This is a genomic window from Dactylosporangium sp. NBC_01737, assembly GCF_035963215.1.
In the GTDB taxonomy this organism is placed as follows: Bacteria; Actinomycetota; Actinomycetes; order Mycobacteriales; family Micromonosporaceae; genus Dactylosporangium.
On sequence record NZ_CP109153.1, the window covers coordinates 2,747,679 to 2,774,110 of the forward strand.

At 68.8% G+C, this 26,432-nt stretch carries 29 protein-coding genes and 1 tRNA gene; 18 read left to right on the forward strand and 12 right to left on the reverse strand.

Features of this window, described 5'->3' with window-relative positions:
- The first annotated feature begins 253 nt into the window (after window positions 1–253).
- The 7 genes from OHA72_RS12145 to OHA72_RS12175 are packed head-to-tail and all read left to right on the forward strand — an operon-like array spanning window position 254 to window position 5,925.
- Entirely contained in the window at window positions 254–1,861 is a 1,608-nt protein-coding gene (locus OHA72_RS12145; RefSeq protein WP_327007947.1) for an FtsK/SpoIIIE domain-containing protein, read from the forward strand.
- Window positions 1,858–2,094, forward strand: coding sequence for a spread protein (locus tag OHA72_RS12150; protein WP_327007948.1), 237 nt, complete (start codon window positions 1,858–1,860; stop codon window positions 2,092–2,094). The genes OHA72_RS12145 and OHA72_RS12150 overlap by 4 nt, the downstream gene beginning before the upstream one ends.
- 8 nt (window positions 2,095–2,102) lie before the next feature.
- Complete coding sequence (locus tag OHA72_RS12155) at window positions 2,103–2,615, forward strand: DUF2637 domain-containing protein (protein ID WP_442788566.1); 513 nt, start codon at window positions 2,103–2,105, stop codon at window positions 2,613–2,615.
- A 14-nt stretch (window positions 2,616–2,629) separates the two neighbouring features.
- Complete coding sequence (locus OHA72_RS12160; protein ID WP_327007950.1) at window positions 2,630–2,866, forward strand: hypothetical protein; 237 nt, start codon at window positions 2,630–2,632, stop codon at window positions 2,864–2,866.
- Complete coding sequence (locus OHA72_RS12165) at window positions 2,863–4,563, forward strand: replication initiator (protein WP_327007951.1); 1,701 nt, start codon at window positions 2,863–2,865, stop codon at window positions 4,561–4,563. The genes OHA72_RS12160 and OHA72_RS12165 overlap by 4 nt, the downstream gene beginning before the upstream one ends.
- On the forward strand, window positions 4,556–4,768 hold the full coding sequence (locus tag OHA72_RS12170) for a helix-turn-helix domain-containing protein (protein ID WP_327007952.1): 213 nt from the start codon (window positions 4,556–4,558) through the stop codon (window positions 4,766–4,768). The genes OHA72_RS12165 and OHA72_RS12170 overlap by 8 nt, the downstream gene beginning before the upstream one ends.
- Entirely contained in the window at window positions 4,768–5,925 is a 1,158-nt protein-coding gene (locus OHA72_RS12175) for a tyrosine-type recombinase/integrase (RefSeq protein WP_327007953.1), read from the forward strand. Before OHA72_RS12170 ends, OHA72_RS12175 begins: the two co-directional genes overlap by 1 nt.
- 10 nt (window positions 5,926–5,935) lie before the next feature.
- Here OHA72_RS12175 and OHA72_RS12180 read toward each other — a convergent pair.
- The 3 genes from OHA72_RS12180 to OHA72_RS12190 form a co-directional block, all read right to left on the reverse strand.
- Window positions 5,936–6,011, reverse strand: a tRNA-Arg gene (locus tag OHA72_RS12180).
- 424 nt (window positions 6,012–6,435) lie between these two features.
- On the reverse strand, window positions 6,436–6,801 hold the full coding sequence (locus OHA72_RS12185) for a hypothetical protein (protein ID WP_327007954.1): 366 nt from the start codon (window positions 6,799–6,801) through the stop codon (window positions 6,436–6,438).
- Between the two features lie 206 nt (window positions 6,802–7,007).
- Window positions 7,008–7,979: a helix-turn-helix transcriptional regulator gene (locus tag OHA72_RS12190; RefSeq protein ID WP_327007955.1), complete on the reverse strand. Its 972-nt coding sequence runs from the start codon at window positions 7,977–7,979 to the stop codon at window positions 7,008–7,010.
- A gap of 701 nt (window positions 7,980–8,680) precedes the next feature.
- Between OHA72_RS12190 and OHA72_RS12195 the strand changes: the two genes are divergently transcribed.
- The 6 genes from OHA72_RS12195 to OHA72_RS12220 all read left to right on the forward strand — a co-directional run bounded on the left by OHA72_RS12195 (window position 8,681) and on the right by OHA72_RS12220 (window position 15,459).
- A complete protein-coding gene (locus OHA72_RS12195) occupies window positions 8,681–9,883 on the forward strand; it encodes an ATP-binding protein (protein WP_327007956.1) in 1,203 nt (400 codons plus the stop codon).
- Window positions 9,880–11,067 (forward strand): ATP-grasp domain-containing protein, encoded by a 1,188-nt coding sequence (locus OHA72_RS12200; RefSeq protein WP_327007957.1) that lies wholly within the window; start codon window positions 9,880–9,882, stop codon window positions 11,065–11,067. The genes OHA72_RS12195 and OHA72_RS12200 overlap by 4 nt, the downstream gene beginning before the upstream one ends.
- Entirely contained in the window at window positions 11,064–12,425 is a 1,362-nt protein-coding gene (locus OHA72_RS12205) for an MFS transporter (RefSeq protein WP_327007958.1), read from the forward strand. The genes OHA72_RS12200 and OHA72_RS12205 overlap by 4 nt, the downstream gene beginning before the upstream one ends.
- Window positions 12,334–13,506, forward strand: coding sequence for a GNAT family N-acetyltransferase (locus OHA72_RS12210; RefSeq protein ID WP_327007959.1), 1,173 nt, complete (start codon window positions 12,334–12,336; stop codon window positions 13,504–13,506). The genes OHA72_RS12205 and OHA72_RS12210 overlap by 92 nt, the downstream gene beginning before the upstream one ends.
- 1,321 nt (window positions 13,507–14,827) lie before the next feature.
- Window positions 14,828–15,037: a type II toxin-antitoxin system VapB family antitoxin gene (locus tag OHA72_RS12215; RefSeq protein ID WP_327007960.1), complete on the forward strand. Its 210-nt coding sequence runs from the start codon at window positions 14,828–14,830 to the stop codon at window positions 15,035–15,037.
- Entirely contained in the window at window positions 15,034–15,459 is a 426-nt protein-coding gene (locus OHA72_RS12220) for a PIN domain-containing protein (RefSeq protein WP_327007961.1), read from the forward strand. Before OHA72_RS12215 ends, OHA72_RS12220 begins: the two co-directional genes overlap by 4 nt.
- 243 nt (window positions 15,460–15,702) lie before the next feature.
- Here OHA72_RS12220 and OHA72_RS12225 read toward each other — a convergent pair whose 3' ends face one another.
- The 5 genes from OHA72_RS12225 to OHA72_RS12245 all read right to left on the reverse strand — a co-directional run bounded on the left by OHA72_RS12225 (window position 15,703) and on the right by OHA72_RS12245 (window position 18,968).
- Window positions 15,703–16,161: an integrase core domain-containing protein gene (locus OHA72_RS12225; RefSeq protein ID WP_327007962.1), complete on the reverse strand. Its 459-nt coding sequence runs from the start codon at window positions 16,159–16,161 to the stop codon at window positions 15,703–15,705.
- Window positions 16,143–16,763 (reverse strand): hypothetical protein, encoded by a 621-nt coding sequence (locus tag OHA72_RS12230; RefSeq protein WP_327007963.1) that lies wholly within the window; start codon window positions 16,761–16,763, stop codon window positions 16,143–16,145. The genes OHA72_RS12225 and OHA72_RS12230 overlap by 19 nt, the downstream gene beginning before the upstream one ends.
- A gap of 80 nt (window positions 16,764–16,843) precedes the next feature.
- Entirely contained in the window at window positions 16,844–17,062 is a 219-nt protein-coding gene (locus tag OHA72_RS12235; RefSeq protein ID WP_327007964.1) for a DUF4240 domain-containing protein, read from the reverse strand.
- A 236-nt stretch (window positions 17,063–17,298) separates the two neighbouring features.
- The gene (locus tag OHA72_RS12240; RefSeq protein WP_327007965.1) at window positions 17,299–18,504 is read right to left on the reverse strand and encodes a globin domain-containing protein; all 1,206 of its coding nucleotides are present in this window, start codon (window positions 18,502–18,504) and stop codon (window positions 17,299–17,301) included.
- Window positions 18,505–18,539: 35 nt separating this feature from the next.
- Window positions 18,540–18,968 (reverse strand): RrF2 family transcriptional regulator, encoded by a 429-nt coding sequence (locus tag OHA72_RS12245; protein ID WP_327007966.1) that lies wholly within the window; start codon window positions 18,966–18,968, stop codon window positions 18,540–18,542.
- 89 nt (window positions 18,969–19,057) lie between these two features.
- Between OHA72_RS12245 and OHA72_RS12250 the strand changes: the two genes are divergently transcribed.
- Genes OHA72_RS12250 through OHA72_RS12260 form a run of 3 tightly spaced genes read left to right on the forward strand, consistent with a single transcriptional unit; the run spans window position 19,058 to window position 21,429 of the window.
- Entirely contained in the window at window positions 19,058–19,585 is a 528-nt protein-coding gene (locus OHA72_RS12250) for a sigma-70 family RNA polymerase sigma factor family protein (protein ID WP_327007967.1), read from the forward strand.
- A gap of 54 nt (window positions 19,586–19,639) precedes the next feature.
- Window positions 19,640–20,581, forward strand: a complete 942-nt coding sequence (locus tag OHA72_RS12255) for an SDR family oxidoreductase (RefSeq protein ID WP_327007968.1) — start codon at window positions 19,640–19,642, stop codon at window positions 20,579–20,581.
- 2 nt (window positions 20,582–20,583) lie between these two features.
- Entirely contained in the window at window positions 20,584–21,429 is an 846-nt protein-coding gene (locus tag OHA72_RS12260; protein WP_327007969.1) for a helix-turn-helix transcriptional regulator, read from the forward strand.
- Here the strand turns inward: OHA72_RS12260 and OHA72_RS12265 are convergent.
- The 3 genes from OHA72_RS12265 to OHA72_RS12275 all read right to left on the reverse strand — a co-directional run bounded on the left by OHA72_RS12265 (window position 21,426) and on the right by OHA72_RS12275 (window position 23,865).
- A complete protein-coding gene (locus OHA72_RS12265) occupies window positions 21,426–22,160 on the reverse strand; it encodes an SDR family oxidoreductase (protein ID WP_327007970.1) in 735 nt (244 codons plus the stop codon). The genes OHA72_RS12260 and OHA72_RS12265 overlap by 4 nt on opposite strands.
- A gap of 117 nt (window positions 22,161–22,277) precedes the next feature.
- Window positions 22,278–23,630, reverse strand: coding sequence for a peroxidase family protein (locus OHA72_RS12270; protein ID WP_327007971.1), 1,353 nt, complete (start codon window positions 23,628–23,630; stop codon window positions 22,278–22,280).
- Complete coding sequence (locus OHA72_RS12275; protein ID WP_327007972.1) at window positions 23,623–23,865, reverse strand: hypothetical protein; 243 nt, start codon at window positions 23,863–23,865, stop codon at window positions 23,623–23,625. Before OHA72_RS12275 ends, OHA72_RS12270 begins: the two co-directional genes overlap by 8 nt.
- A gap of 337 nt (window positions 23,866–24,202) precedes the next feature.
- Here OHA72_RS12275 and OHA72_RS12280 point away from each other — a divergent pair, with 337 nt between their 5' ends.
- Window positions 24,203–24,781 (forward strand): TMEM175 family protein, encoded by a 579-nt coding sequence (locus OHA72_RS12280; protein ID WP_327007973.1) that lies wholly within the window; start codon window positions 24,203–24,205, stop codon window positions 24,779–24,781.
- A 70-nt stretch (window positions 24,782–24,851) separates the two neighbouring features.
- The gene (locus OHA72_RS12285) at window positions 24,852–25,325 is read left to right on the forward strand and encodes a VOC family protein (RefSeq protein ID WP_327007974.1); all 474 of its coding nucleotides are present in this window, start codon (window positions 24,852–24,854) and stop codon (window positions 25,323–25,325) included.
- A 212-nt stretch (window positions 25,326–25,537) separates the two neighbouring features.
- On the opposite strand, the gene OHA72_RS12290 is transcribed toward OHA72_RS12285, so the two are convergent.
- The gene (locus tag OHA72_RS12290) at window positions 25,538–25,822 is read right to left on the reverse strand and encodes a hypothetical protein (RefSeq protein WP_327007975.1); all 285 of its coding nucleotides are present in this window, start codon (window positions 25,820–25,822) and stop codon (window positions 25,538–25,540) included.
- Window positions 25,823–26,432: the final 610 nt, after the last annotated feature.

A 26,432-nucleotide genomic window follows, 5' to 3' on the forward strand; every position in this document is an offset into this window, starting at 1 on the left:
TGCCGTAGGAAGCCGGACCGCCCCGCTGCCAACCAAGCCCATCTATATGCGTGGAAGGCATAGCCATTATGCCAATTTCGGCATGGCGTATTCCTCCCTGCCACGGTCAGCTACTGCTGCTCATGCCTGTTGCGCGCGATGCGCGGGGCCGTTTCACCCGCTGGTTCACCGGGATGCCGCTGCAACTGCTGGCGGTCCGTCGTGACGCGCGGGGACGGTTCGCTGCGCTGGCGCTGTCGTAGGAGGGTCGTAAGTGAGGAACAACAACGTCCCGCTGGTCAACTTCCGGCGCTTGTCCATCCCGGCGCCGTGGTGGCTGGTCATGTGGATCGTCATCCCGTACCTGCTGTTCAAGGCCACGGTCCTGCTCGTCCGGCTGACGCCGGTGCTGTGGCGCAACCGCACCTCCGTCACCCTCGCCGTCCTCGCGGTGTGGCTGTGGCACCGCCACGGATGGGAGATCCTCGCCCTGTTCGCCGGTGCCGCTGGCGCGACGGTCGGGGTGTGGTGGTGGCGGTGGCGGTCATGGTGCGAACGGTTGGTCGTGCTGCCGGTGCTGTCGTGGTGGCAGCGGCTGTTCGTGTACCAACTGCACTGGCGCGAGGCGATGACCGTCTGCCGCCTCGCCGAACGGTTCGACCACCGGTTGAACGTCCCGAAGCTGCTCCGCGTCCGCTGCACGTACGCCACCGATGAAGTGCTGCTGCGGATGCCGCGCGGGCAGAACCCGGACGACTACCACGCGGCGGCAGCGAACCTGGCGTACTCGTTCAGCGCCCGCATCTGCCGCGTCTACTCGGGCCGGCGGGACACGCCCCCGACCCGGCGCGGCCGATGGGCGGGGCTGCTGCGGCTGGTCGATCGGTTCCGGTACCGGGACCGCCCGCGGCTGGTCTGGCTGGTCTTCGTTCGGCGTGACCCGCTGCGCCGCACGGTTCCCGCGTTCGACGTGCCCGAAGCGACCGACCTGGAGGCGCTACCGCTCGGCCTTCGTGAGGACTTCGTCCGGTACGTGCTGCGCCTCCTCGCAACCCACGTCCTGATCGTCGGCGCGACCCGGGCCGGCAAAGGCTCGGTGCAGTGGTCGCTCATCCGGGCGCTCGCCCCAGCGATCCGATCAGGGCTGGTGCGGCTGTGGGGCATCGACCCGAAGGGCGGCGTGGAACTGTCCCTCGGTCGGGAGCTGTTCAGCCGGTACGAGTACGCCACCGTCCCGCCGATGGTCGCGATGTTGGAAGAACTCGTCGAGGTCATGCGCGAGCGGCAGGCCCGCATGCAGGGCAAGACCCGCGCGCACACTCCGACCCTGGACGAGCCGCTGTACGTCCTGATGGTCGACGAGATCCTTGCCCTCGTCGCCCTTCTGCAGGACACCGAGTTGCGTGCCCGCGCCAAGGCCGCCCTCGCCATGCTCCTCACGCAGGGCGCTGGCCTCGGCGTGCTCGTCATCGGCGCGACACAGGATCCACGTAAAGAGGTCGTCGAGCTGCGCGACTTCTTCCCCACCCGGATCGCGTTGCGGCTCAACGAACCCAACCACGTCGACCTCGTTCTCGGCCAAGGCTCCCGCGCTCGGGGTGCGCTGTGCGACCAGCTGTCAGCGCGGCCGTCCATGCGCGGCATCGGCTATGTCGTCCTCGACGATCGCCCAGAGCCTGAGCGGGTCCGGTTCGCCTACGTCACCGACGACGAGATCCGCGACATGGCCGCCGCCTACGCCGCGCCGGACGTCGTCAAGCCGCCTGCGGCCGTACCGGCGCAACGGCGGGAACCCAGGCACGTCTACAAGCCCGGACGGCACGCGCAAGGCCCGCTGCTCCCGGACGCGCTGACGAACCTCCTCGACGGGGAGGCGGCATGACCCGCCGGTTCTACCGCCTTCGCGCACCACACGTGACAACCGGCTCGTCCGCGGTCACGGTCCGCGTCACCGACGACGAAGACCTCTACCTGGCCATCGGTGCGGGGCGCCGGCGGATGTACCTCACCCCCGCCGAGGCGTGGGCGCTGTGGCGGTGCCTGTCCGAAGCCGTCGCCTCGACCGGCGAACCGCCCGACTGGATCCGCGTCCCGATCACTCCGAAAGCCAAGTGAGGCAACGGATGCGCCGCATGCGGCACCACGTCGAAAGCGTCGTCCTGGTCGTCATCCTGCTCGTGGTCGGTGGCATGGCCGGGGCGGCGTCGTTCACCCACGTCCACGACTGGACGATGGCGAACTCACCGGCTGGGACGGCCGACTGGTTCGGCTGGGCGAATGCCGCGATCTCCGAACTTGTCCCGATCGCCTGCGCGCTCGTCATCCGGCGTCGCCGGCGGACGGGAGAGTCGGTGCGGTACCCGTTCGCAGTCCTCACGGCGGCCGTCGCGCTGTCCCTCGCGGCGCAGCTGGCGGTCGCCAAGCCGGGCATCTCCGGGGCGCTGATCGCCGCTGTACCGGCGCTCGCGTTCATGGCCCTCGTGAAGCTTGTCCTCTCGACAAAACCAGCGCCTGCACCGGTTCTCGACGCCGCGCCATCCGTCGACCTGGTCGAGGTGCCCGAACCTGCGCCGGTCGAGGTGCTTCCCGTGTTCCAGCGCGCCAACGGCGCGATCCCGTCCGGCATCGTGAAGTGAAGGGAACCCCATCCGTGAACGCCTTCCAACGGCTCGTTGAGGCCGTCGCCGACCGGGTCCACGCCTCCACCGACGCCCACGCCGAAGCGCAGGGCCTTGCCGTGCAACGCCTCCCGTGGGGTGGCCGGCGGATCGGACACCCCATGGTGGGCGCCTACGCCGCTGCTCGCCGTGCTCGTGTCCTGCGCGGCGATGGCGACGCGATCGACCGCATGTTCGTGGACGTCCGGCACCCGGCAGGCCGCCGATGACGGTCACCACTGAGGCGCTGCCCGGCCTGGAGCCGCAGGGAGGGCCGCGCCCCGGCTCCCGTGCCGCACGCATGCTGATGCCCCTTGCTGCCGACGTCGTCAAGGACATGGCGGCTGAGTACGGGGTCTGCCTCCGTCCGGTCGGGCTCCGCCGCACCGACCTGACGACCGGCCAGACCGAAATCATCGACGTCCCCTGCGGCGCGACCCGTGAGGACAAGTGCGTCTCGTGCGCGAAGCGGGCAAGGCGGCTGCGCAAGACGCAGATCCGGGAGGGCTGGCACCGCGTCGACGAACCTGCCCCGGCTCCGAACCCGGCGACGGAGGAACACCGGTCGCTGATCAGTCTCCGGGCGCACCTGGAGTACTTCCGGGATCAGGCGGTCCGGGAGTCGAAGTGGGATGAGGTCGGCGAGGTCGACGAGGCGATCGGCGAGGTGGAAGAGGCCATCGCAGCGGAAGGCTTGCGCGGCACGGTGGCGCCGGCGCACGACAAGCCGGAGGAACCGAAGCGGCAGCGCTCTACCCGTCGTCGCCAGGATGCTCCGGCGCTGCCGCGTCAGAAGGTCCAGCCGCGCACGGTCGGCCGGGTGTACACGGCTCCGGACGGCACCGAGCACCGGCCGTCGATGTGGCTGACGATGACCCTCGACTCGTACGGTCCCGTACGGGAGGACGGCTCACCGCTCGACCCGTCCCGCTACGACTACCGCCGCGCGGCGTGGGACGCGATCACGTTCCCGCGGCTGCTCGACCGGTTCTGGCAGAACCTGCGGCGGTGCGTCGGCTGGAACGTGCAGTACGCCGGGTGCGTCGAGCCGCAACGCCGACTCGCACCGCACGCGCACTTCGCCATCCGGGGCACCATCCCGCGCACGGTCCTGCGAGAGGTCGCGGCGGCCACCTACCACCAAGTGTGGTGGCCGCGCGTGGACGCGCCCACGTACCGGCCGCTCTGGGACGCCGACGCCGAGGTCTGGCGCGATGCGGACGGCCTGCCGCTGCAGACCTGGGATGAGGCGCTCGACGCGGTCGACGACGACCCGGACGCCGAACCGGCGCACGTGATTCGGTTCGGTAAGCACGTCGACGCCCGCGGGGTCTCGGCTGACAGCAAGGACATCGACCGTACGGTCGGGTACATCACGAAGTACATCACCAAGTCCGCGGCTGACTGCCACACCGTGACGACCGACCGGCAGCGGGCGCATCTCGAACGGCTCTGGCACGAGCTGCGGGTGACGCCGTGCTCGGAACGATGCGCGAACTGGCTGCTGTACGGCATCCAGCCGAAGAACGCCCACGGGAAGCTCCGTCCCGGCAACTGCAAAGGCAAGGTCCACCAGCGCGCCACGCTCGGCATCGGCGGCCGGCGCATCCTCGTCTCCCGCGACTGGTCGGGAAAGACCCTCGCCGACCACCGCCACGACGCCCGCGCCTGGGTCAAGGCACTCCTCGGCGTTTCGGGTGGCGTCGACCAGGTCCCGGTCACCGGATCCGACGACGGAACACCGGCGCCGGTCGCCTGGGAACTGGCGAAGCCGAACGATCCGGACCTGCCACCGATGCGGCATCGCCTCCTGCGGGCGCTGGCGCAACGGATGCAGTGGCGCAGCGCCATCAACGCCGCCAGAGATCGAGCGGCGCAGTACGAGCACGTAGTCAACGACAACGGGGAGGAACGCGACGGTGAGTGACCGGCTGTTGAAGGTCGCAGAGGTGGCCGAACGGCTCGGAGTGACGGAACGGTTCGTGCGCCGGCTGATCGCCGAACGCCGGATCGAGTACGTCAAGGCCGGTACACACGTCCGGATCAAGGAAGACGCACTGACCAACTACATCGACGAGTCCACTGTGGTGCCGATCCGCATGGGCTTGCACAGCAACGGATTGGTGGCTTGATGACCGACAAGAGGCGACGTCGATTCGGCGCCGTTCGGCAACTTCCGTCCGGCCAATGGCAGGCGCGCTACTCCGGCCCGGACGGCCAGATGCATCCCGCACCGCAGACGTACCCGACCAAGGCCCTCGCGGAGCGCTTTCTCAGCACGGCCGAAGGCGACATCGCGTCGGGCCGCTGGATCTCGCCCACGGCGGCCAAGACGCCGATCTCAGCGTGGGCGGATCAGTGGTTCGCGGCGACCCAGTCACGATGGAAGGTCAAAACGCAGGAGACCTATCGCTCGGTCATTGACCGGCTCATCGTGCCGCACCTGGGGAAGGTGAAGCTCGGCGCACTCCGCCCTCTCGCGGTGACCCGGTGGGTCGGCACCCTCGCCGAGACGGTAAGCGCGTCGCAGGTCCGGCAGGCGTACCGGCTTCTGTCCCAGGTAATGGCCTCGGCCGTCGACAACGGCATGATCCCGGTGACCCCTTGCCGGGGCGGTCGCGTCGCCGGCCTGCCTCGCCTGCCGCAGGCCAAGCCGACCGTCCTGACTCCCGCTGACGTCGCCCGCCTTTCGGCAAAGTGCGACCTGCCCGATCGGGTCCTGGTCCTGCTGCTCGCGTACGCCGGCCTCCGGATCGGCGAGGCGCTGCCGCTGCGTCGCCGGTCGTTCGACCTGCCGGGCCGGCGACTCCTCATCGCCGAAGCGGTGTCCCAGGTCCGCGGCGGCTCGGTGATCGGCACACCGAAGAACCACCAGCAACGTGAACTGGTCCTGCCTGAGTTCGTGTCGGACGCGGTGGCAGAACTGCTCGGCAACCTGCCCGACGGCGAGGACGTGTTCCTGTTCGGAGGTAGGCAGAAGCACACAAGTGGGCGACAGCAGAGCTACTACGGCTTCCGCAGCCGGTTCCGGGTAGCCGCCGAAGCGGCCGGCCTCGACGGGTTGAAGCCGCACGATCTCCGAGCCACGCACGCGTCCTGGGTCTCGGACTCGCACGGCATCCTTGTCGCCGCTGCCCGGCTCGGCCACGCCGACGCCAGCGTCACTACCAGGCATTACGCCCGTCCGCTCGGCGGCAAGGATGAAGAGGTCGCAGCTCACCTGGACAAGGTGGCCCGGAAGGCTAGTGGCACGCGAATGGCACGCAAGATCAAGAAAAACGTGCCATAGGCCTCTGACCTGGTGCCCCCGGCAGGATTCGAACCTGCGACACACGGTTTAGGAAACCGTTGCTCTATCCCCTGAGCTACGAGGGCGCGGAGCACAGTGTACCGACGCCCCCGTTGACCTGCGCCGGCATATCCTGCCCCGGCGTGACCTGGATTCGTTCGGGCTGGTGGGAGCGGGGGCCGATCACACAATCGGCGTTTGCGATGGGCGGAATCCGTCCGGTATGCCCGGTTGGTTCGCCGTGACCCTGGGTGGTTCGTTTCGCCGAGCACTCGTAGAGCCGTTGCTGCGTGATGGTGGGAGGCGTGGTACCACAGCGGCCCGCTTGCGGATACTTGGTTCGCCGACGATCTTGCGGCGCTGAAGAGGGAGGCCAGTCGTGACCGAGGCTTCGAACTGGCGGGCCGTGGAGGGCAAAGGCCCGCGCCGCCGCCCGACCTGGGACGGCGTCGAGCGGGTTGCTCGGCGCCAGGGCATGCGAGAGTAACTGCTGGCCTCGGTCAGTGGCGCTCAACTGGCCGAGATCCGCAACTCGGCATGACTCAGACCCGACTGGCCGAAGCCACCGGGCAGGTCGCTGGCGGCAATGACTTCTCGCAGACCGTCGCACGGGATGAGGCGCGGCGGTACCCCGGGCATCACGGCGTGGCGGCGACTGTCACAGATGGCGCATCGCTGGTCGGGTTCGAGGGTCCACGCGATGAAGCGCGCGACGCCGTCTGGCCGTCGCGGCGGCGCTCGGGGTCGCTCGTCAGGTGCGCCCACCAGGTCCCGTTGCGGCTCGACCAGCCCGGGCAGCCGGGAGTACAGCTGGGAAAGCTCCTTCCGAACCTCGGCGGGAACGGCGGTGCGCAGCGCGCCGGGCGCAGGCAGCACGCGCAGCGAGAACTCCCGGCGATCGGTGCGGATGGTGACGTTCTGTGAGGCCAGCCGTACCCGAAGCGCTGCCGTGTCGTCTGGTCTGGATCTTGGGCGTCACCTGGGCCGTTTCGGGCGGGATACCTTGGCGTGGTGGTGGCGTAGTAGGTCGCGGTGCCAGCGTAGAGACGGTGTCGGGGAGATGATCTACGCGGCAGCCTGTCTCATAGCCATCCACGCTGAACGGCACGCACTCCGGCCTGGAACCGGCTTTCCGCATCCAGGCGCTCCATGAGGCGAGCCACCAGCCGCCGAACCGTTCGCAGCGACACCCCGAGCCGGCGGGCTGAGGCCTCGTCCGTGTGTCCGGCGGCCAGCAACCGGACGAGCTCCACCTCCGACGGCTGCAGGCCGTGCTCTGCCGCGGACACCATCTCGGTGATGGCGGTGGCGGTCGACCACACCAGCTCAAACAGGGCGTACACGGCGGCGACGACGGCGGGACTGTGCACCTCAACCCCGCCGCGCCTGGTGTCGGCCGGGTCGAGTGGCAGGATCGCGGTTTCGCGATCCTGCACGATCATGAGCATCGGCACCGTAGGTGCCGTGCGCACCTCGCCGCCGAATGCGGACAGCCACCCGGCGTGCTCCACCATCACCGGCAAATTACGCACGCTGTCCTGATACACGCACCGGACCTGGACCCCGCGCCTGAGGACTCCCTCGTTGAGGGCCCGGCTGGCCGCCATGGCCTCCGCCGTCTGGGACAACCGAGGGTTCATGGACACGCATTCGAACCGCGCAGTGTGGGCCAGCTCCTCCAGCCGAGCACGCACCGCGTTGATTCCCTCAAGCCGGGTCACCGAGTCGCGGTACCCGTTCGATTCCTGCTCGGCGACCATCGTGGCCACCGCGGAACGGGTGGCGTCGAGCTGCCGCTGCCGTTCCATGATCTCACTCTCGACCCGACTCACGAGCGTCGCCAGGCCGACGGCTGGGTGGACGGCTTGCAGCTGCCCGCCGTCCTCGCCGGACCGGAGCAGGGCGAGGTCCGCCAGCTCGTCTAGAGCCCGACGAACGCGGACCTCCGGCACACCGAGCCGGCGAGCGATCTGCGCCACGCCCCACGTGGGATTGCCCAACATCGTTCTATAGACGGCCTCGGCCGCCTCCGAGAGGCCCAGTGGTCCGAGCATGCCTTCATCCCCGTAGAAGGTCGAATGCCGACGAGTATGCAGTCTTCACTGCGGATGAGCAATGCCGGTCAAACGAGCCGCCGCGTTGTCCGGAGTGCCCAGTTATATCCGTTTTAGTGGGGTGGCACCTCAGCGCCATGCAGCTTCGTGCCAGCCGTGATCTAGTGCCTTCCGTTCCGCGGTCATGAATTGTGAGTCCATCGGCGCAACGCGTCAGTTCGGATGACCGAAGGGAACTCTCACATGCCTGACAAGGTCGATGACAATGGTCTTTCACGAATCGTTGGCCGGCCGTCCGCTGGCGGATACGAATGGGGCTAGGCCGCCCCATGCAACTCGTGCGTGTAGTGCTCTCAACCCAAGGCCCGCAGGCCGGGATCTCGCCCGCCCGGGTGGCTGAGCTGGTTACTCGTACCGCTTGCGGCGGTGACGGCTTGGAGCACGTCCGGGTGGTTCTCCGGCCGCGCCGGCTGTTCATCACGGTCTTTCTGCTCAGCCCGTGCGCCGTCGAAGGCTGGGCAACGGCGTATGCGATATGCGTGCGGATGCTGGCTAAGAACGCTGAACTGAGGGACTGGGAACTCGATCCAGACCAATTTGCACGCTGACAATCAATCAACGGGGGAAATATGACTTCTTTCGTCGATACTCGCACGATAATGGAAGGTGCGACTCTACGGCGGCGAACGCCACTCGTAGACGTGCTGATCATCGGCGAGTACCGCGTCGAGCGGTTGGTGCGCTCGCTGCGCCACCTCGGTGCACGAGACATCGCCGTGTGCACTGCCGTCGACCTCAACGGCCATCTCGACGACGGCGTGCGGCAGGTTCCCCTTGCCCGTACGTCCGCCGGCCTCGCGGCCACGCTGAACGCGATCCAGCCTGAGCTCGTTCTCGCAAACCTGGAACCGACCAACGAGCAGCTCCTGCCAGAGTTGGCTGCCTGCGGCGGGTGGTGGCGAGGCACTGGCCGCCGGATGCCCGTCCACAGCCCGGACTTCGCAACGATCGCGTGCGACAAGGTCGCCTTCCATCGCGAGGCGCAGCGACACGGCTGGCCGGTGCCGCGCGGTGAGGCCTGCCTCGACGCCGACCAGCTGCTCGGGTCGGCGGTCCGTCTCGGTCTGCCGCTGGTGGTCAAGGAGGCCCGGAGCATGCCGGGCACGGGACGTCACTACGTGACCGCCGAGGTCGAGCTGCGTGATCTGGCGGCGTCGGTCCGGTATCCGGTACTCGCGCAGGCTGCTCTCCGTGGTGAGGAGTACGGCATCGAGTTGATGACTACGACTGGCGCCACGGTGACGTGGCCGGTTGCCGCGTTCGGTCCGCTCGATCCGGCCTGCCGACCGATGCGTCGAGGCCGGGTGATGCCGGCCGGGCTCCCGGCACACGTTCAGGCCGATCTCGCCGCCTTCATCTCCGAGGTCGTCGCGTCGGCCCAGCCGCAGGGACCGTGGCAGATCGACTTCGTCGTTGACGACAGCGAGACGCTGCAGGTCCTGGAAATCAATGGTCGGCTCAGCGGGATGACCAATCTGGGTCTTGCCGCGACCGGCGTGGACCCGCATGCCGTCCATGCCCTCAGCAGCGTCGTCGACGGACACCTACCCGCAGTCCGACCACGATGGATCGCGCTTGAGTTGCCGGCGCCGAGGAACGGGCCGATCATTGCGCCTCCCGGCATCGACCTCACGGTGAACGAAGGGTCGGAGACCGAGCGTGGTGTCCGGTACGCGGGCTACCGCCGGCTCGTGCTGTGCCTGGATCGCTCGGATATGGACATCTCGACGATCCAGATGTTGACACCGCTGGTCTCCCGGGCCGCGCTGGAGTCCCTTGTGGCGCGGGGAGCTGTCGGCCTGCGTGACTGGACGCCGCTCACGATTCGGGGGCGTCGCCGGTGAAGGTGCTGATCGCCGGTCTCGGCGCACACCGCGAGTTCGGACTCATGACGCTGCGCGATGCCGGCCACTATGTCGGTGTTCTCGATACCCCGGACCGGGTCCCGGTCGATCTCTGCGACTGGTGGGCCCCGGCAGACGTCACCGACCCGGCGTCGCTGACCGCGGCCGCCCTCGCGGCACCGGCGAGCTTCGACGCCATCGTCTGCTGGCAGGAACTCGCCGTTGACGCCGCCCGGCAGGTCGCGCTCACCCTCGGCGTGCCGTCCCCACGGGTGCCACCCGGCGTCTTCCGGGACAAAGCAGCCATGCATGCCCGACTCGCCGCGGCAGGGCTGCCGTCACCGCAGTTGGGTTGCGCGGACAGCCATGAGGACGCCCTTCGGTTGGCGTCCACATTAGACTTCCCAGTCGTCGTCAAGCCGGCCGACGGCGGGGCCAGTGGCGGAGTCGCGGTGGTCGACGACCCGACCGGTCTGGACGCCGCGATCGATGTCGCCCGGGCCCATTCCCTGACCGGACGTGCGGTCGTGGACCGGTACGTGTCCGGGCCAGAGTTCAGCGTCGAGGCCGTGACGTGGGCGCCGGGGGACACCACCATCGTCGCGGTGACGGAAAAGCAGACGACCGCGCCGCCGCACTGCGTCGAAGTGAGCCACGTCGTGCCGGCGGCGCTGCGCACGGACCAGCGCGACGCGATCGTGCGCACCGTGGCACTGACCGTGGACGCGCTCGGGCTCGGCGCGGGTGTGACCCACACCGAGGTCAAGCTGGAACCGTCCGGCGGTGTGGTCATCATCGAGACCGCAGCCAGACCGGCCGGCGGGAACATCGCAAAGCTCGTCCAGTTGGCCACCGGATGGAACCTCTACCTCGCCGAACTGGCCGCTGTCACGGGCGAACGGCTCCAGCCGCAGGTGCCTACCGCCCCGGCCGCGGCGATCCGGTTCTTCGGTGCCATGGACGGTGGCCTGGTCGTACGGCCGCGGTACCCGATAGCTCGCAGTCCCGAGCACGTGCGACGGTATCTGCACGAACTCAAGTATTGGGCGCCGAGCGGTGTGCGCGTGCCGCCACTGCGGGGCAACAGTGACCGGCTGGGCTACGCGATCTTCGCCGGCCCGGACGAGGACGTGCGGCGTGCCTCGGCCGACGCGCTGGGTCTGGGGCCAGAGGTGCGCCCATGACGTCCGGTCTTCTTCGAGGGCATCGCGACTTCCGGCTCCTCTGGGTCGGCGAGACGATCTCGGGTGTGGGAGGCCGGGTGAGCGCGGTGGCCTTCCCGCTCGTTGCCCTGGTGGTGCTCGATGCCAACCCGACCCAGATGGGGTTGCTGACTGCCACGCAATACGCCCCGGTGTTGCTCGCCCCGATGGTGGCCGGCGTCGTGGTCGAGCGGTACCGGTGCCGCCCGGTGATGCTGGTGGCGCACATGGGCCGGGCCGCCGCCTTGGCCCTGGCGTATCTGCTGTGGATCGCCGGTGAGCTGACGATGACGTGGCTGTACCTGGTCGCGTTCGTCATCGGCGCACTTACCGCCGCGTTCGACGTAGCCACGCAGACGTACCTGCCCAGGCTGATCGGACGTGACCGGCTCGTGGCAGGGAACGCGGCCATGCAGGCCAGCTACTCGTCCAGCCAGGCGGTAGGTCCCGGCATCGGCGGAGCGCTGGCCTCCGCGATCGGTTCGCCCGCCACCCTGATCCTCGACCTGGTGTCCTATGTGGTCGCCGCCACCGGGCTGATCCTCATCAGGCACCGGGAGGGTCGCGAGCGGCTTGCGGGCTCGGCGATCCACCGGGTTCCAGCCGCGTTCGGATTCGTCCTACGGCACCCGGTCACCGGACTTCTGCTGCGACACTCCATTGTGTACAACCTGTTCGAACAGGCGGTTGCCGTCGCGTTCGTGGTCTTCGCCGTCCGAACGCTCACCCTGAGCCCGACCTCGTTGGGTGCGGTCATGGGCATCGGGAGCCTCGGCGCGCTCGCCGGGGCGATCCTTGGCCGTCGGGCCGGTCAGCGGTGGGGCCTGCGGGCCGTGCTGATCGCCGGCAAGGGAGGAGCCTCGGTCGGCCTGGCCGCCCTGGTGCTCTGTCACGGCAACGGAGTCGTCGCGGTCGCTACGGCCGGCGCGGCCTTCGCGATCTACGGCTTCGGCCTGACACTGGTCAACGTCCACAGCGTGAGCTTGCGTCAGGCGATCACGCCGGACCACATCCAGTCGGGGGCGTTCGCCGCGTACCGCACCATGACCTTCGTCGCCGTACCTGTCGGGGCAGCGCTGGGCGGGTTCGCCGCCCAGCACTGGGGGCCTCGTACCGCCATCGCCGTCTGTGCCGGGGCGCTTGTCGTGGCCTGGCTGTGGTTCAGCGTGGTATCGACGCACCATCTCGCCTCTCGCCTCGCCGCGCTCAAGCTCGCCTCCGACCACGCCTGTGAAGGGAAGCACAGCCATGACCGTCATTGCCGAAACCCGCGCCTGCGGGGTGTCTCTCAAGCCCCTGTCGCGCTTCGGATCGCAACGCTGGAACACGCTCGCCCGTAGCCAGTCGCTGTTCTCGCAATGGGAGTGGCTCGAGGCGTACCAGCAACAGTCGGGCCGCCCGCAGTCAGCCATCATCCTTGACGAAGCCATAGGCCCGGAAGCAGCGATCCTCTGTGCCGGGTCGACCGCCGGCGACCGGTACGACCTTTCGCGCCTGTTCGGGCCCGACCTCGGGGTCGCCGACGGCGAACCACAGCTGATCCTGGGCGGGACGTCCGGCTACCGCGGCGGTGTCCTGCTGCCCCCGACGCCGTCGCGGCGGCTGGCCGCAGCCCTGGCGATCGGAGCGGCTGTCGAGGAGGTGGCGCGCGAGCAAGCTGTCGCCGGGTGGGGCATGCTCTACCTCGACCGGGCCACCGCCGCCGAGCTCGCCGTGCACCTCGACCACGGTGTCGCCCGCCTGTTGCAGGCGCCTGGCGCCGTTGTCGACGTCGAGTGGGAATCCTTCGACGAATATGTGGCCACCCGGCCGAAATCCCGACGGACAAACATTGTTCGCGACCTTCGCCGGACCACCGAGGCCGGGGTCGCGGTCACGGTCGAGACACCGCGGCCGTCGTTGATCGCCGAGGCGGCACCCCTGCTGAGCGCCCTCCAGCGCAGGCATGGCCATCCCTCCACCCCGGACGGCGCAGGCCGATACTTGACGTCGTTCTCGTCCGGCCCGCTCGAACGCCATGCTGTCTTCTTCGTCGCCCGGTTGCGCGGGCAGGTCATCGCGTTCGCGTTCGCGATCGCCTTCGACGGTACCCTCTACGTACGGTCCGCCGGATTTGACGACGCCCTCGCCCGCCAGACGGCCGCCTACTTCACCACGTGCTACTACGAACCGATCCGGTACGCCGTAGCCAACGGCCTGCACACGATCGACCTCGGCCCGTCGGCCTACGAGGCCAAACTCCTGCGCGGTGCCCGTCTGGCGCCCAGGTGGGCCTTGGTTCAGGCAAGGCCGGGCCGGTCGTCAACGTTCGTCGACCGCGAGTGGAACGCATTGCAACGGGCATACTGGCTCGATCTCGAGCAGCACTATGGATCTGGCCGTCGGAGTCCAGATTGGAGCGACATAGCGCCCAGTTGCTGACGCTACGGTGCCACCCAGCGGGGCTCACCACGATCTGGTGTTCCCAGCTGAATTACGTGAGCGACGACAGCGTCGGCATGGAGACTCGGGTGCCGGCCAGGGTGCGGTGTGACAGCGCTGCAGGCACTTCCGATCGTGACGCAGCTGGGCAGCGAGCGCGAGATCAGCTTGCTGCGCGAGTTGTTGCCGTTTTCCAACACCCATCGGCGACTATCGCCCTGGACGCCGGGGTCGACATCAAGGTCGTGTCCGAGCAACTCGGCCACTCGACCACCACACTGACCCGGGATACATACCAGAGCGTCACCAAGCAGATGCACCAGGACGCGGCCGGCAGCCGTCCCGCCGGAATCGGGGGCAGGGCTCACAAGTCTGCGGCCGATCTGGCGACGTAACCGCTGAAGGCAAGATTCAGGCAGGTCGCTGCTGCGCGACGTGGCTGCGCCTGCGGCGGACAAGCGCCTTTCTGCCCTTGCCGGTAATTTGTGACACTCGCTGCGGCGAAAGGTCGAACACGCGCCCGGCATCGCGGACGGTCATGCGGTCCGCGATCAGGCGACCCAGTGCCCTCCTCGTCGCTTCAGTCGCGCGTCGGTCGGCCTGCTGAGCTTCCTTCCGGGCGCGGAGCGCGTCGAGGACGTCCTCGGCGTCGGGGACTTCGGGTCACACGGTCACCGTGAAAGGAGTCTGGCTCGACGTCCAGAAACAGTGCGGTGGCCTCTCGAATCATCGTCTCGGCCTCGGCGAGCCGTCGCGCCTGGCTGTGGATGCCCTTTACCTCTGGCTAGGTGATCGCTCATCAGTCGCCAGAACGCCAGCAGACTGCGGTGTAGTTGTTCATCGCCACCAGTCCTCTCCGTTGATCTCATTGTGGCGCGGGATTACGACCCTCTGGCCTCCACACCGGTGGATGCTGTGGCTACCACCCTCTCGGACGAGTCCGAAGCCGACATCCTTGTCGGCCCGCGGGCGGTCGAATCAAGGTCGCGAATTCTCTGCCGGTCGACGTCGTCGCTAGGTGGGTGGACCGTCCAAGCGTTCAGAACGACCGTCCGTGATGCGTGAGCCGCCTACGAATCACGATGGTATGAGTTGTCCGGTCTGGTATGCCGGGTGTCGGAAGGCGTTGCGGATCACTCTTCGGTGCCGGTACAGCAGTCCCGCGACCCCCGATGCCGACCAGCAGGTTGGCGCTGCCCGCTACGACGAAGACGGTCGAGACGTCCCGCCGTGACCTTCGCTGGTCCGCTCCGCCGAGCACTCGTCGAGCGTCGGTCGAACGTATATACTGACCGCCTGGGTTGGATATATGGGGGCCGCTATGACCAAGAAGCTCATCGACATCGACTTGGACGCCCTAGCGGAGGCGACGGCCCTGCTCGGGACGAAGACGCAGAAGGACACCATCAACACCGCGCTCCGCGAGGTGGCCGCCGTCCAGCGTCGCGCGAAGGCTCTGGAGGAGCTGACCGAGATCGCCGCTACCGGCGCGTTCGATCATCTGCTTGACAAGGGGAACTACCGGCCGTGAGCACAGTTCGGTTTCTCGCCGACACGAGTGCCGTGGTGCGCCTGTTGCGTAACCAGCGGGTGCAGGAGCTGTGGCAGCCGCAGTTGCGGGCCGGCGTGATCGGCATCTGCACGCTCACTGAGCTCGAGTTCCTTCGCGGAGTGCAGTCCAAGGCCGACCACGACCGGTATGCGGCGTTGCTGGGATCGGTGTTCACGTGGGTGGTGACCCCGGACGACGTGTGGCATCGAGCCGCCGAGGTCCAGCAGATGCTCGTGGACGGTTCGGCGCACCAGGGACCCAGCGCGGTCGACCTGCTGGTCGCGGCGGCCGCCGAGCTGTCCGGCCTGTCACTGCTGCACTACGACCACGACTTCGAGACGATCGCGCGGACGACTCAGCAACAGACCACCTGGCTGGCGGCTCCCGGCTCGATCGACTGACCCGGACATCGGGTCGCCGCGTGTGCAGTCACGCGGCGGGCCGGGTCCTATTGACCGTGAGTGCGCTATTCACCCGGGCAGATCGCTGGCGGTGGCTGCCGCTCGCAGGCCGTCACACGGGATGAGGCGCGGCGGCACGCCGGGTATTGTCCGCGGCCAGTGAATACTCCCCGCAGGCGGCCATTTAGCGTGTACCGTGCCAAAACTGTGTTCAGGCTGTGAGCTGGGGATTTGTCGAGTGGATCAAGCGGCCCGGTGATACTCGTTGATCACGCCGCCCAGGACGCGGCGTCGCCGGATCGGCTTGTCGATCGCGACGACCACGCCGGGGTCGTGGTCGGGTGGATGCTGATCCAGGCTCTGGTGTGGCCGGTGCCGGTCGAAGTGGTCCTCGTAGTCGTGTAACACGGTGCGAGCGTGCTGTTCGTTGTAGATCAATACCCGGTCGGTGCACTCGGCCCGGACGCTGCGCACGAAGCGTTCCGCGAACGCGTTCGCCCGGGGTGTGCGCGGCGGCGTCTTCACCACCTCGATGCCTTCGGCGGCGAACACGGCGTCGAACGCCGGTGTGAACTTGGCGTCGCGGTCACGAACCAGGAACCGGAAGGCGGTGACCCGATCACCGACATCCATCACCAGGTTGCGGGCCTGCTGGGTGGTCCAGGCAGCGGTCGGGTGCGCGGTCACGCCGAGGATGTGCACCCGCCGGGTGTGATCTCCATGACGAACAGCACATACAGCCGTCGCTGCGTGATGGTGTCGAGGTGGAAGAAGTCGGTCGCCAGCAGTCCGGACGCCTGGGCCCGCAGGAACGTCCGCCAACTCGTGTCGATCTCACGCGGGGCGGGGCCGGTCCTCGATCGGGCGAGGATGCGGCGGATGGTGCCGGCGCCGACGCGGTGGCCGAGCCCGACGAGTTCGCCTTGGATGCGTCGGTGTCCCCAGCCGGGGTTTTCCCTGGCCAGGCGCAGGATCAGGGCACGGATGTCGTCGCTGATCGGTGGTCGTCCGAGCCGGTTCGGGTAGGTCCAGTGCCGGCGGACCAGTCGGCGGTGCCAGGCCAGCAGGGTGGCCGGGGTGACGATCCGATGCTTCCACAGTTCTCGCGGTAGAGCGCGGACCAGCGCGGACAGCACCGCTCGTTCCGGCCACGACAGCCGCGGCAGACCGACCTGGCGGCGCAACACGGCTACCTCGTGGCGCAGCACCAGCAGCTCGGCGACCATCGCGGACTCGCTCCGCGTGGCCTGCGGTAACCAGCCGAAAACCCGCACCGCACTCAGGTACAACAGCCGAACAAGCACGCACGCCATTCTGCGCCTTGGCAACGAATCAGCAGCTCACATCGTGTGCGACGAGTTTTGGCACGGTACAGGTCAGCCGTCTACGGCCGCAACCATCTCGACATCGACGCTCCGGCTGCAATGTGGGTCCACGTGTACAGCTCGTGGTTCGCCGCGACCAGCCGCCGGTCAAAGTCGAGGACCTCGGCGTCGGGCAGGCCGGCGAGAACATCGCGCAGCGCTTCGGCCTGCTCATCCGTGTCCTGGGCGGAGCGCTGCAGGGTCACGTCGATCGTCTGCCAGAACTGTTCATCGTCCATTGCGTTCTCCAATCGGGTCTAGAACCGGTGCCGGCGGCATCGCCGCCGGGGCGGCATACGGAGCGTGATGACGACGCAGCGAGCCGCAGCGCACGGTCGGCCGCAGTTCCGGACGTCCTGAGGTTCACCCCGGCCGAACTCGACGCCTGGCTCGACGGCGCCCGCCGCGGCGAGTTCGACCACCTCCTCGACGCCACTGACCGTTCGGTACGCAAACGTCGTATCCGCCGGAGACTTCAGCGGGCTGGCACCGGGGCTGGACGCCACTGCTCGGAGCCGAACACCTCGTAGCGGATCCGCTCGTCGGGGACGCCGCGGCGACGCAGACCGGTGCGGACTGCCTGCATGAACGGGACCGGGCCGCACAGGTACACCTCGGCGTCGGGGCGCACCGGGATGGCGTCCACGTCGACCAGACCGGTGAATGCGTCCGGGGTCGGCTGCTCGTACCAGACGAGGTAGTCGAAGGAGTGCAGCCGTGCGGCGCTGGCGTGCATGTGGGCGCGGAGCGGGTGCCGGTCGAGGCTGCGGTCGGCGTGGACGGCGGTGACGTGCCGGGCCGGCTGAGTGCGGGCCACGTGGTCCAGGATGGCGGCCATCGGCGTGACGCCGACCCCGCCACTGACCAGCAGCAGCGGCGTGTCGCCGGGAGTCAGGGCGAGGTCGCCGTATGGCTGGCTCAATCGCAGCCGGTCGCCGGGGGCCATGTGGTCGTGCAGGAAGCTGGAGACGACCCCGTCCGGCGCCCCGCCGTTGCCGCGCACCCGCCGCACAGTGATGCGCAAGGTCTGGTCGTCGGCGGCCTGCGACAGCGAGTACTGGCGGAGCTGGCGCGTGCCGTCGTGCAGATCGGCGGCGACGGTGACGTACTGCCCGGGCAGGAACCGGGGGGCCAGGCGGCCGTCGGCCGGTGTGAGGACGAACGAGACGGTGTCGTCCGCCTCGGCGGTCTTGCTGCCGATGACGTACTCGCGCCAGGGGTTTTCGCCGTCCGTTCCGGCCTCGGCGTAGATGCGCGTCTCGCGTCCGATCAGCCGGGTGGCGAACAGCCAGTAGACCTCGTCCCAGGCGGCCGCGATCTGCGGGGTCACAGCGTCGCCGAGCACTGTGCCGACCGCTCCGAGCAGGTATCGGCCGACAATGGTGTACTGCTCGGGGCGGATGCCCAGCGCACAGTGCCGATGCGCGATCCGGTTCACCAGGTGCTCGAACGTCACGGCGTCTGGGCCCGTGCCGACCAGGTGCGCCGCGAAGGCCGCCACCGCACCGGCCAGCGCCTGCCGCTGCTGACCGGTGGCCTGCGCGCTGCGGCTGAACAGGTTGAGCAGGTCGGGGTTCTCGTCCAGCATCGTGCGGTAGAAGACGTCCGAGATGGCGTCGAGGTGGTCGGCGACGACCGGGAGGGTCGCCTCGACGACCGGGAAATTCGTGGCTGACAGCATGGTTGTTCTCCAGATGAGGGGAATGGGTCGCGCGATCAGGAGCGGCCCAGGCTCAACAGCACCTGCCGCACGGGTGGCGCGGTGAGGTCATCGATCGTGATCGGGTCGAGGGTGGCGTAGAAGGCCTCCTGCGCGCGCCGCAGCGCTCCGCGCAGCCGGCAGCCCTGGCTCAGGGGACACGCCGGGTCGCCGGTGCACTCGACGACCTCCGTCTCGCCCTCGAGCTCACGCACCAGCCCGCCGACGGACGCCGTTCGGGCCGCGGTGGCCAGGCGCACCCCGCCGCTGCGTCCACGCACGGTCTCCAGCAGCCCGAGGTGCTGGAGGCGCTGCACGACCTTTGCCAGATGGTGCCGCGGTACGGCGACCGCGTCGGCCAGTTCGTCGATGGTGAGCAGGCCCTCCCGAGTGGCACCCAGCATCAGGATGCGCAGGCTGATGTCCGTGGAGCGGTTGAGGCGCACAGGCCGACACTATCCAAAGAAGACTCTCAGATTCCTGTTTTATGGGGTACATCACGGAGCATTCGCTCATCTGCACCGCCGCGGTCGGCATGGCCGCAGGCGCCGGGCTCGCGATGACGCCTCAGGCAGCGGCGCCCGCCCCCACCCGCACAGCTGCCGGCGTGGTTCTGACGGTCTCGCTCGGCCCCACCCGAACGGCCACGATCAACGCCTCCGAGGCGGGTATCGACCAGGTGCCGTGGATGATCAATCTTGACAAGATCGCAGCCTTGCCCGCTGTCACGAAGTATCGGCTTGCCGCTGCCTGCCGAACGGGCGAGGTCATCGCGATCGAGACCGTCCTCGATCCGGACGCCGCCGCCGTGTGCGACGGCGGCGGCCGCGTACCCGCCCCGATCGGTCCCGTGCACGGAGCAGCCGAGGTCGCCCCGCTGCTCTGTGCCCTGCTGCCCGGAACCGACCTGACGATCGAGAGCATCAACGGGCGCGCCGGCCTGGCGATCCGCCGGGCCGGCACCGCCGTGGCCGTGATCGCCGTCAGCTGCGACGAGGACCGGGCCACGACCCTCTGCGTCGTCCTGAACCCCGCGAAGCTGCGGGGCTGGCACCGCCGCTGAGCCTTGTACTGGCAAGACATGGTTGCGAACGAGCAGCGGCGTCAGCGTTGAGGCATGAAGAAGGTAACCATGCAGAACACCATTGATCTGACCGGACGGCTCGCCGTCGTGACCGGAGCGAGCAGCGGCCTCGGACTCGGTCTGGCGACCCGCCTGGCCGCGGCCGGTGCCGAGGTCCTCCTGCCGGTCCGCGATGAGGCCAAAGGCGAGGCCGCGCTGAGCCGCATCCGCGCCGAGGTACCCGGTGCCGACGTGTCGCTCCGCGAGCTCGACCTGGCCTCGCTGAAGTCGGTGGGCGCGCTGGGAGACACCCTGAACGCCGAGGGGCGGCCGGTCCACATCCTGGTCAACAATGCCGGGCTGATGACGCCGGCCACGCGGCACACCACCGCCGACGGCCTGGAGCTGCAGTTCGGGACCAACCACATCGGGCACTTCGCGCTCACCGGCCGGCTGCTGCCGCTGCTGAGCGCCGGCGAGGCCCGGGTGACGACCATGACCAGCAGCGCGGCGCGGCATGCCAAGCTGAACTGGGAGGACCTGCAGAGCGAGCGGGCGTACGCGCCGGTCCGCGCGTACAACCAGTCGAAGCTCGCGAACCTGATGTTCGCGCTCGAGCTCGACCGGCGTTCGCGAGCGGCCGGGTGGGGGATCGTCAGCAACGCCGCCCACCCGGGCACGGCCCTGACCGGCCTGTACGCCGCCGGCCCCAACATGGGCCGGGAGAAGCCCTCGCCGATCGAGGCCGTCATGAAGCGCCTGGCGAGCTGGGGCGTGCTGGTCCAGGGCGTCGACCGGGGCCTGCTCCCGGCCCTGTACGCGGCCACCAGCCCCGAGGCGGGGGGCGGCCATTTCTACGGCCCGGACGGGTTCGGCCAGTTCACCGGCGGTCCGGCCCAGCTGGACCCCTACCGACCGGCACGCGACGAGGCCGCGGCCGCCAGGCTGTGGGACGTCTCGCAGCGTTTCGCCGGCGTCGAGTTCATGGCGGTGTGAGCATGGACCGCGCCCGGCTGGCCGAGTACCTGCGTACCCGTCGTGAAGCCCTGCAACCGGAGGACGTCGGCCTGCCCCGCGGGCGGCGGAGGCGCACGCACGGCCTCCGCCGCGAGGAGGTCGCGGTGCTCTCTGACATGTCGATCGACTACTACAGCCGCCTCGAGCAGCCGCGCGGTCCCCATCCCTCCGAGCAGATCCTCGGCGCGCTCGCCCGCGGGCTGCGCCTGTCCATGGAGGAGCGTGACCATCTCTTCCGGCTCGCCGGGTACGCCACCCCGCGCCGCTCCACCGACGACCACGTCAACCCTGGGATGATGCGCATCTTCGACGGTCTGCGAGATGCCGCGGCGCAGGTGCTGAGCCCGCTCGGCGAGACATTGCTGCAGACCCAGCTGTCCGTCGCCCTGATCGGCGACGAGAGCGTCCACAAGGGTCTCACGCGCAGCCTGCACTATCGCTGGTTCACCGACCCGGCAACGCGGCTTCTCCGGCCCGCGGAGGGGCCGCTCATCGTCGCGGACCTGCACGAGTCCTACATCCGCGACGGCAAGGATTCCCGGGCGGGCGCGCTGGTCGGCGCGCTGCTCAAGCAAAGCCCGGAATTCGCCGCGCTCTGGCGCGAGCATCCGGTGGCGAGCCGCTACTGCGGCCCGGTCCAGCTCGTGCACCCGGAGGTCGGGCCGATCGACCTGCACTGCCAGCGGCTGATCGATCCGGACCAGTCGCAGCAACTGGTCGTCTACACCGCGCAACCCGGCAGCGAGAGCCACGAGAAACTGGAGCTCCTGAACGTGATCGGCGGCCAGCACCTCAACGAGGCGCCGGCCGCCGATCTCGGCGACTAGCGGGTCAGCCAGTCGCGGTAGGTGGTCTCCGCGAGGACTGCGCCCTCCGGGGCGATCAGGACATCGCCGGGCACCGCGCCGAACATGCCGGCGGCCGGGTCGACGACGACCGGGCGCTTGTCACCCTTGGCGGCCAGCGCGGCGCGGCCCCACTCGTCGAGCGTGAAGACCTCGGGGCCGGCCACGTTCCGGGTGCCCTGAAGCGGCGCGCCCACGGCGACCTCGGCCACCGCCTTCGCGACGTCGGCCGACGCCATCGGCTGCACCGGCGTGCTGGGCAGCCGCACCGTGTCGCCGTCGGTGGTCCAGGAGACGATCGCGTCGACGAACTCGAAGAACTGGGTGGCGCGGACGATCGAGTACGGCACCGGACCGGCCTTCAGGATCTCCTCCTGCAGCACCTTGGCGCGGTAGTAGGCGAGATCCGGCACCTGGTCGACGCCGACGATCGACAGGATCACGGCGTGGCCGACGCCCTCACGCTGCGCGGCCGCCAGCAGATTGTCCATCGTCGTCCGGAAGAAGTCGGCCGACGCCTCGTCGAAGGTCGGCGAGTTCGTCAGATTCAGCACGACGTCGGTGCCTTTGAGCCCGGTGTCGAGGCCCTCGCCTGTCAGCAGGTCCACCCCGTTCGACGGGGACAGCGGCACCGCCTCGTGCCCCTCCGCCTGAAGGATCTTGACGATCTGCGACCCGATGAGCCCGGTACCACCCGGCACGGCGATCTTCATTTCTCTCACACGTCTGTCCCGGTCAGGAGGCCGGGCGTTCACCCGGCTACGCCAGCTATGACCGGACAGCACCGCCAGTTGTGACTCGCGCGCATGTCACACACGGAGCGCATGCCGCTAAAGGGTGAGCAGGTCGGTCAGGCCGAAGCGCGCTCCGGCGGCGGGCAGGATCGGCTCCCAGTCCGGTTCCAGGCTCAGGTAGCTCGCCGGGTCGGCGCGGAGCAGTCCGATCAGGACCTCCGCCACGATCAGTCCGCCGACCGGGCCCAGCCGGTCGCCGCCGCCGCGGTGCTCGGCCTCCTTGAGGATGTAGAACCACAGCGGGGTGCCGTGCCGCCAGGCCTGCTCCAGTTCGTCGGAGGTCAGCGGCGCCGCGCCGACGAACTGGGCGACCGCCTCGCCGCTGGGCAGCCCGGTGGTTCCGCCGCGCAGCAGGTCGCGTACGGCCAACGAGCGGTGGGCGGCGGTGTCGACCGCGCCGGTGACCCGCTCGGGCAGCCCGATGAGGCTGGCGGCGAGCCGGCCGTCGATGCGTTTGGCGCGCTGGGCGGATGGGTGGCCGGGCACGTCGAAGACCTGTGTGAGGTCCAGGCGCCGGTCGGCGGGCAGCGGGCCGAACCCGACCAGGTCGGGGAACAGCGGCACCGCGGGGCCGCCATCGACGAGCCGGTAGGTGTGCCGGATCTGGCCGTGGCCGTAGCGGAAGGCCGCGTCGGCGAACTCCAGCGGGATGTACGCCTGTCCCGGCGGCGGCGCGAACCACCGGCCGCCCTCGGCGAGCACTTGCTCGACCAGGCTCGCCCCGACGAGCCGGGGCAGGAAGTCATGGACCACGATCCACTGGTAGTGCCAGGTGAGGGTGATCCGCGCCTGGTCGAAGACGTCGGCCTCGGGCACCCCGCGCTCGCGCAGCCGCTCGACGATGCGGTTGTGCGCGTGCAGCAGCGCGACGTGCAAGGTCAGCGAGAACATATGCACGTCGTTACGGGGGTCGCCGATCAGGGCCACGCCCTGCTGGTTGCGCGGCACGTCGCCGCCGTCGGGGCCGAGCAGGAACCTCGCCGGGTCGCCGAAGTCGAACAGGTATGGCGAGCCGATCGGGCCGTCCGAGTAGATGATCTCCAGGTTGAGCTTCGGGGCGCGGGCGTTGCGCAGTTCCTCGGGGTCGACACCGCCGGTGATGGGTGAGCGGTCGGCGGTGATGTCGTGGGCGATCAGCTGGCCGAAGAACGGCCACCCGGCGGCCTCGGTGGCGTCGTTGCCGTCGGGGCTCAGCCGGTCCAGGACCGCGGCGGCGTCGCACACTCCGCCGTTGCCGCCCGCTCGCATCAGCAGCCCGGGGTCGCTGCCCAGCGGGTCCAGGCCGGGGAACATGCGCCCGTAGCGGGCCGGCCCGGTGGGCCGGTCCACGGCGCGTACCAGGCTGAGGCAATGGTCGCGGGCGGCCATGTGGCTGCCGCTTTCAGGCATCTCGGTCTCCGTCTCGCTCGGCGAGCCGTGAGCCGTCTTCCAGGGCCTCGACCGCGCCGAGAAGGCTGCGGAGGCCCGCCTTCTCGCGCTGGGCATCCGCCGGGTCGAAGATCCACTCGTCGATCGGTACTGCGAGGGCGTCCTCGGTCCGGCCGGTCTCGACCTCCGTCAACTCTGCCCTGACGTTGCGCTCGAGCTTGTGCAGGAGGGCGTCATCGCTGGTCGGGAAGCTCATCTTCTCCTCCATATGGTACGCGGGTGAACACCAGCCAAGACAGGGCAGTCCGGCGACCTGTGACTCACTGGGCGAGGTGTCACAGGACACGTACGGGAGATGCGCTGTCGCAACCCACCGGCTGTCCGGCCTCACGGGTTGAGCGGACTCCCGCTCGGCGCCCACGTACGGGTCCGTGCTCGTGTCGACGGGCTCGGGCAGCCACGGTCCTCGGCCTGCCACCAGCTACCAGCAACAAGGACAGGACATGACATGACAGCGTCGAATAAAGGGATCACCAGAGGGCAAAGGTGGTAGGCCGGTGAGAACCAGTCGACTCGAGGCGTTCAGTGATGGGGTGCTCGCCATCATCATCACGATCATGGTGCTGGAGCTGAAGGTGCCGGAGGATCACGACCTCGCCGGCCTTCTCCACACGACCGGTGTCGGGCTGCTGACCTATCTCCTCAGCTTTGTCTATGTGGGCATCTACTGGAACAACCACCATCACATGTTCCATCTGGTACGGCAGGTCAGCGGCGGGGTGCTGTGGGCGAACCTGGCGCTGCTGTTCTGCCTGTCGCTGTTGCCGTTCACGACGGCCTGGATGGACGAGTCGAGGTTCGAGCCGACCCCGGTCGTCATGTACGGCCTGAACCTCCTTGCCGCGGCCATCACATACTTCGTGCTCCAGACGGTAATCATCCGGCGGCAGGGACCGGAATCGCCGCTGGGGCAGGCCGTCGGCAGTGACCTCAAGGGCAAACTCTCCCCCGCGTTCTACCTCGCCGGGATCCTCAGCGCCCTGGCGATCGACCGGAGCGGGCGCATCGGCGTCTGGATTGCCCTCGCGTGCTTCGTCGGCACGGCAATCATGTGGATCATCCCCGACCGCCGCATCGACCGGGTGGTCCGCCAGCACGGGACCACTGACTGAGACGAGAAATCGACCTCACCGCACGTGACCAGGACCGACGTCTTCCAATGCGCCAGAATGGAGCAATCTCATGACAGAACCTGCGCCCGACTTCGCCAACCTCCCCGCGCCCGCCGAGGGCATTCTGGTGACGCTGTTCATCACCGTGCGCGAGGTAACGCGGTCCCGCGACTTCTACTCGCGCATTCTGGGCGGCACCGTCGTGCTGGATGAGAACCCGTGCATCGTCAGGCTGTCCAATTCGTGGATCATCATGAACCCCGGTGGCCCGCCCACCCCCGACAAGCCAGGCATTTCAGTGGTCGATTACCAGCCTGGCGACACCACATCGACCTTCCTGAACCTGCGGGTCGCCGACATCCACGCCTACTACGAGGAGTGGAAGGCGAAGGGCGCGGAGTTCCTGACACCGCCGATCGACCGCCAGGCTGAGATCCGCTGCTACATGCGGGACCCGGACGGATACCTCATCGAGGTCGGCCAGTCCACCGGACTGCTGCAGGGCAAGCTTGCCGCAAAGCGTCCAGAGGACCTCCCCGGCTGACTCGGCCGTGGGTGTCAGCGGCCACGGCGGCGCGGTCGGCGAGTGGAGCGGATGCTTCAGCCATGATCACGTGCGCGCACATCGGCACGAGTGAGCTCCGGCCGAGGACCGGGCTGCAAACAGTGATCTACAGAGCGTGACGGTCGTTGGCGAGCCGCTGCGCCCGACCGGCGGCATGAGCCGACGTCAAGATTGGTCTTGTCTTGCCGTCCTCATCCGGTCCGCTTGAAGTCGTCCGGCCGTTCGGCGAGCTTGCGTTCCATCGCTTCCCACAGAATTTCGCGATCGTCCACCACGATCATGCTCATGTACTGGCGCAGCAGGACCGAGTACTCGATCACGAACGCCCGCGCTGGCAGCCGCCGGATCCAGGCGCCAAGGTGCGGCTGACGGTCGTGGCGGGAGACCGTGGCGGGGGCGCCGCGGACGATGACGCCGTCGCCGCGCTGGTTGAAGACCTGCGCGACGCTGGTCTCCAGGGTTGTGTTGTCGCGCACGACCCGAACCGGCCCATCGACGGCCGCAGCCGCAGTGTGGTGCGGAACTCGGCCGAGGTGTACTGGCCCCGCGGTCGCTGTGGTGGACGAGTTGCTGGTCTTGGACGTCGCGGGTCCAGATGCCGTACTCGAGGGCGCCGAGGATGAGGTCCGTGTCGCAGCGGTCGCCGGCCTTCCACCCCAGGACTCCGAGCCTGTATCTGCTCGCGCCGTTGTCGAAGTGCTTGTCCACGGTGGACTCGCTGAAGATCTCGATGACGCCCATGAAATCGTCTGGATTGAGAGGGCTGTCGTCATCCCAGAGCCGGAGTTCGGCGCCGACCGGTACACACTTGTCGACCTCGACCCGTTGGCCCTCGCCCATCGACACGTAGGCCGCGGTCACCGGCCAGATCTTTACGTCGTGCACGCCGTTCTCGTTCAGGATGTACCGTCGTCGCGCTCGCCCTCCTCGAGGACGTCGAGGGCCCTGATGCCGTCGAGCAGCACCCCGCCGCCGCAGGCGCCACGGGCGGTCGTTTCAGCGACCGTCCTCTCCTGGGCGGCCCGCCGTCGAGCCTCCGGTTGTCGCGAGACATCCTGCCGCTGCTGCTACGGTCACGAGCTTCGA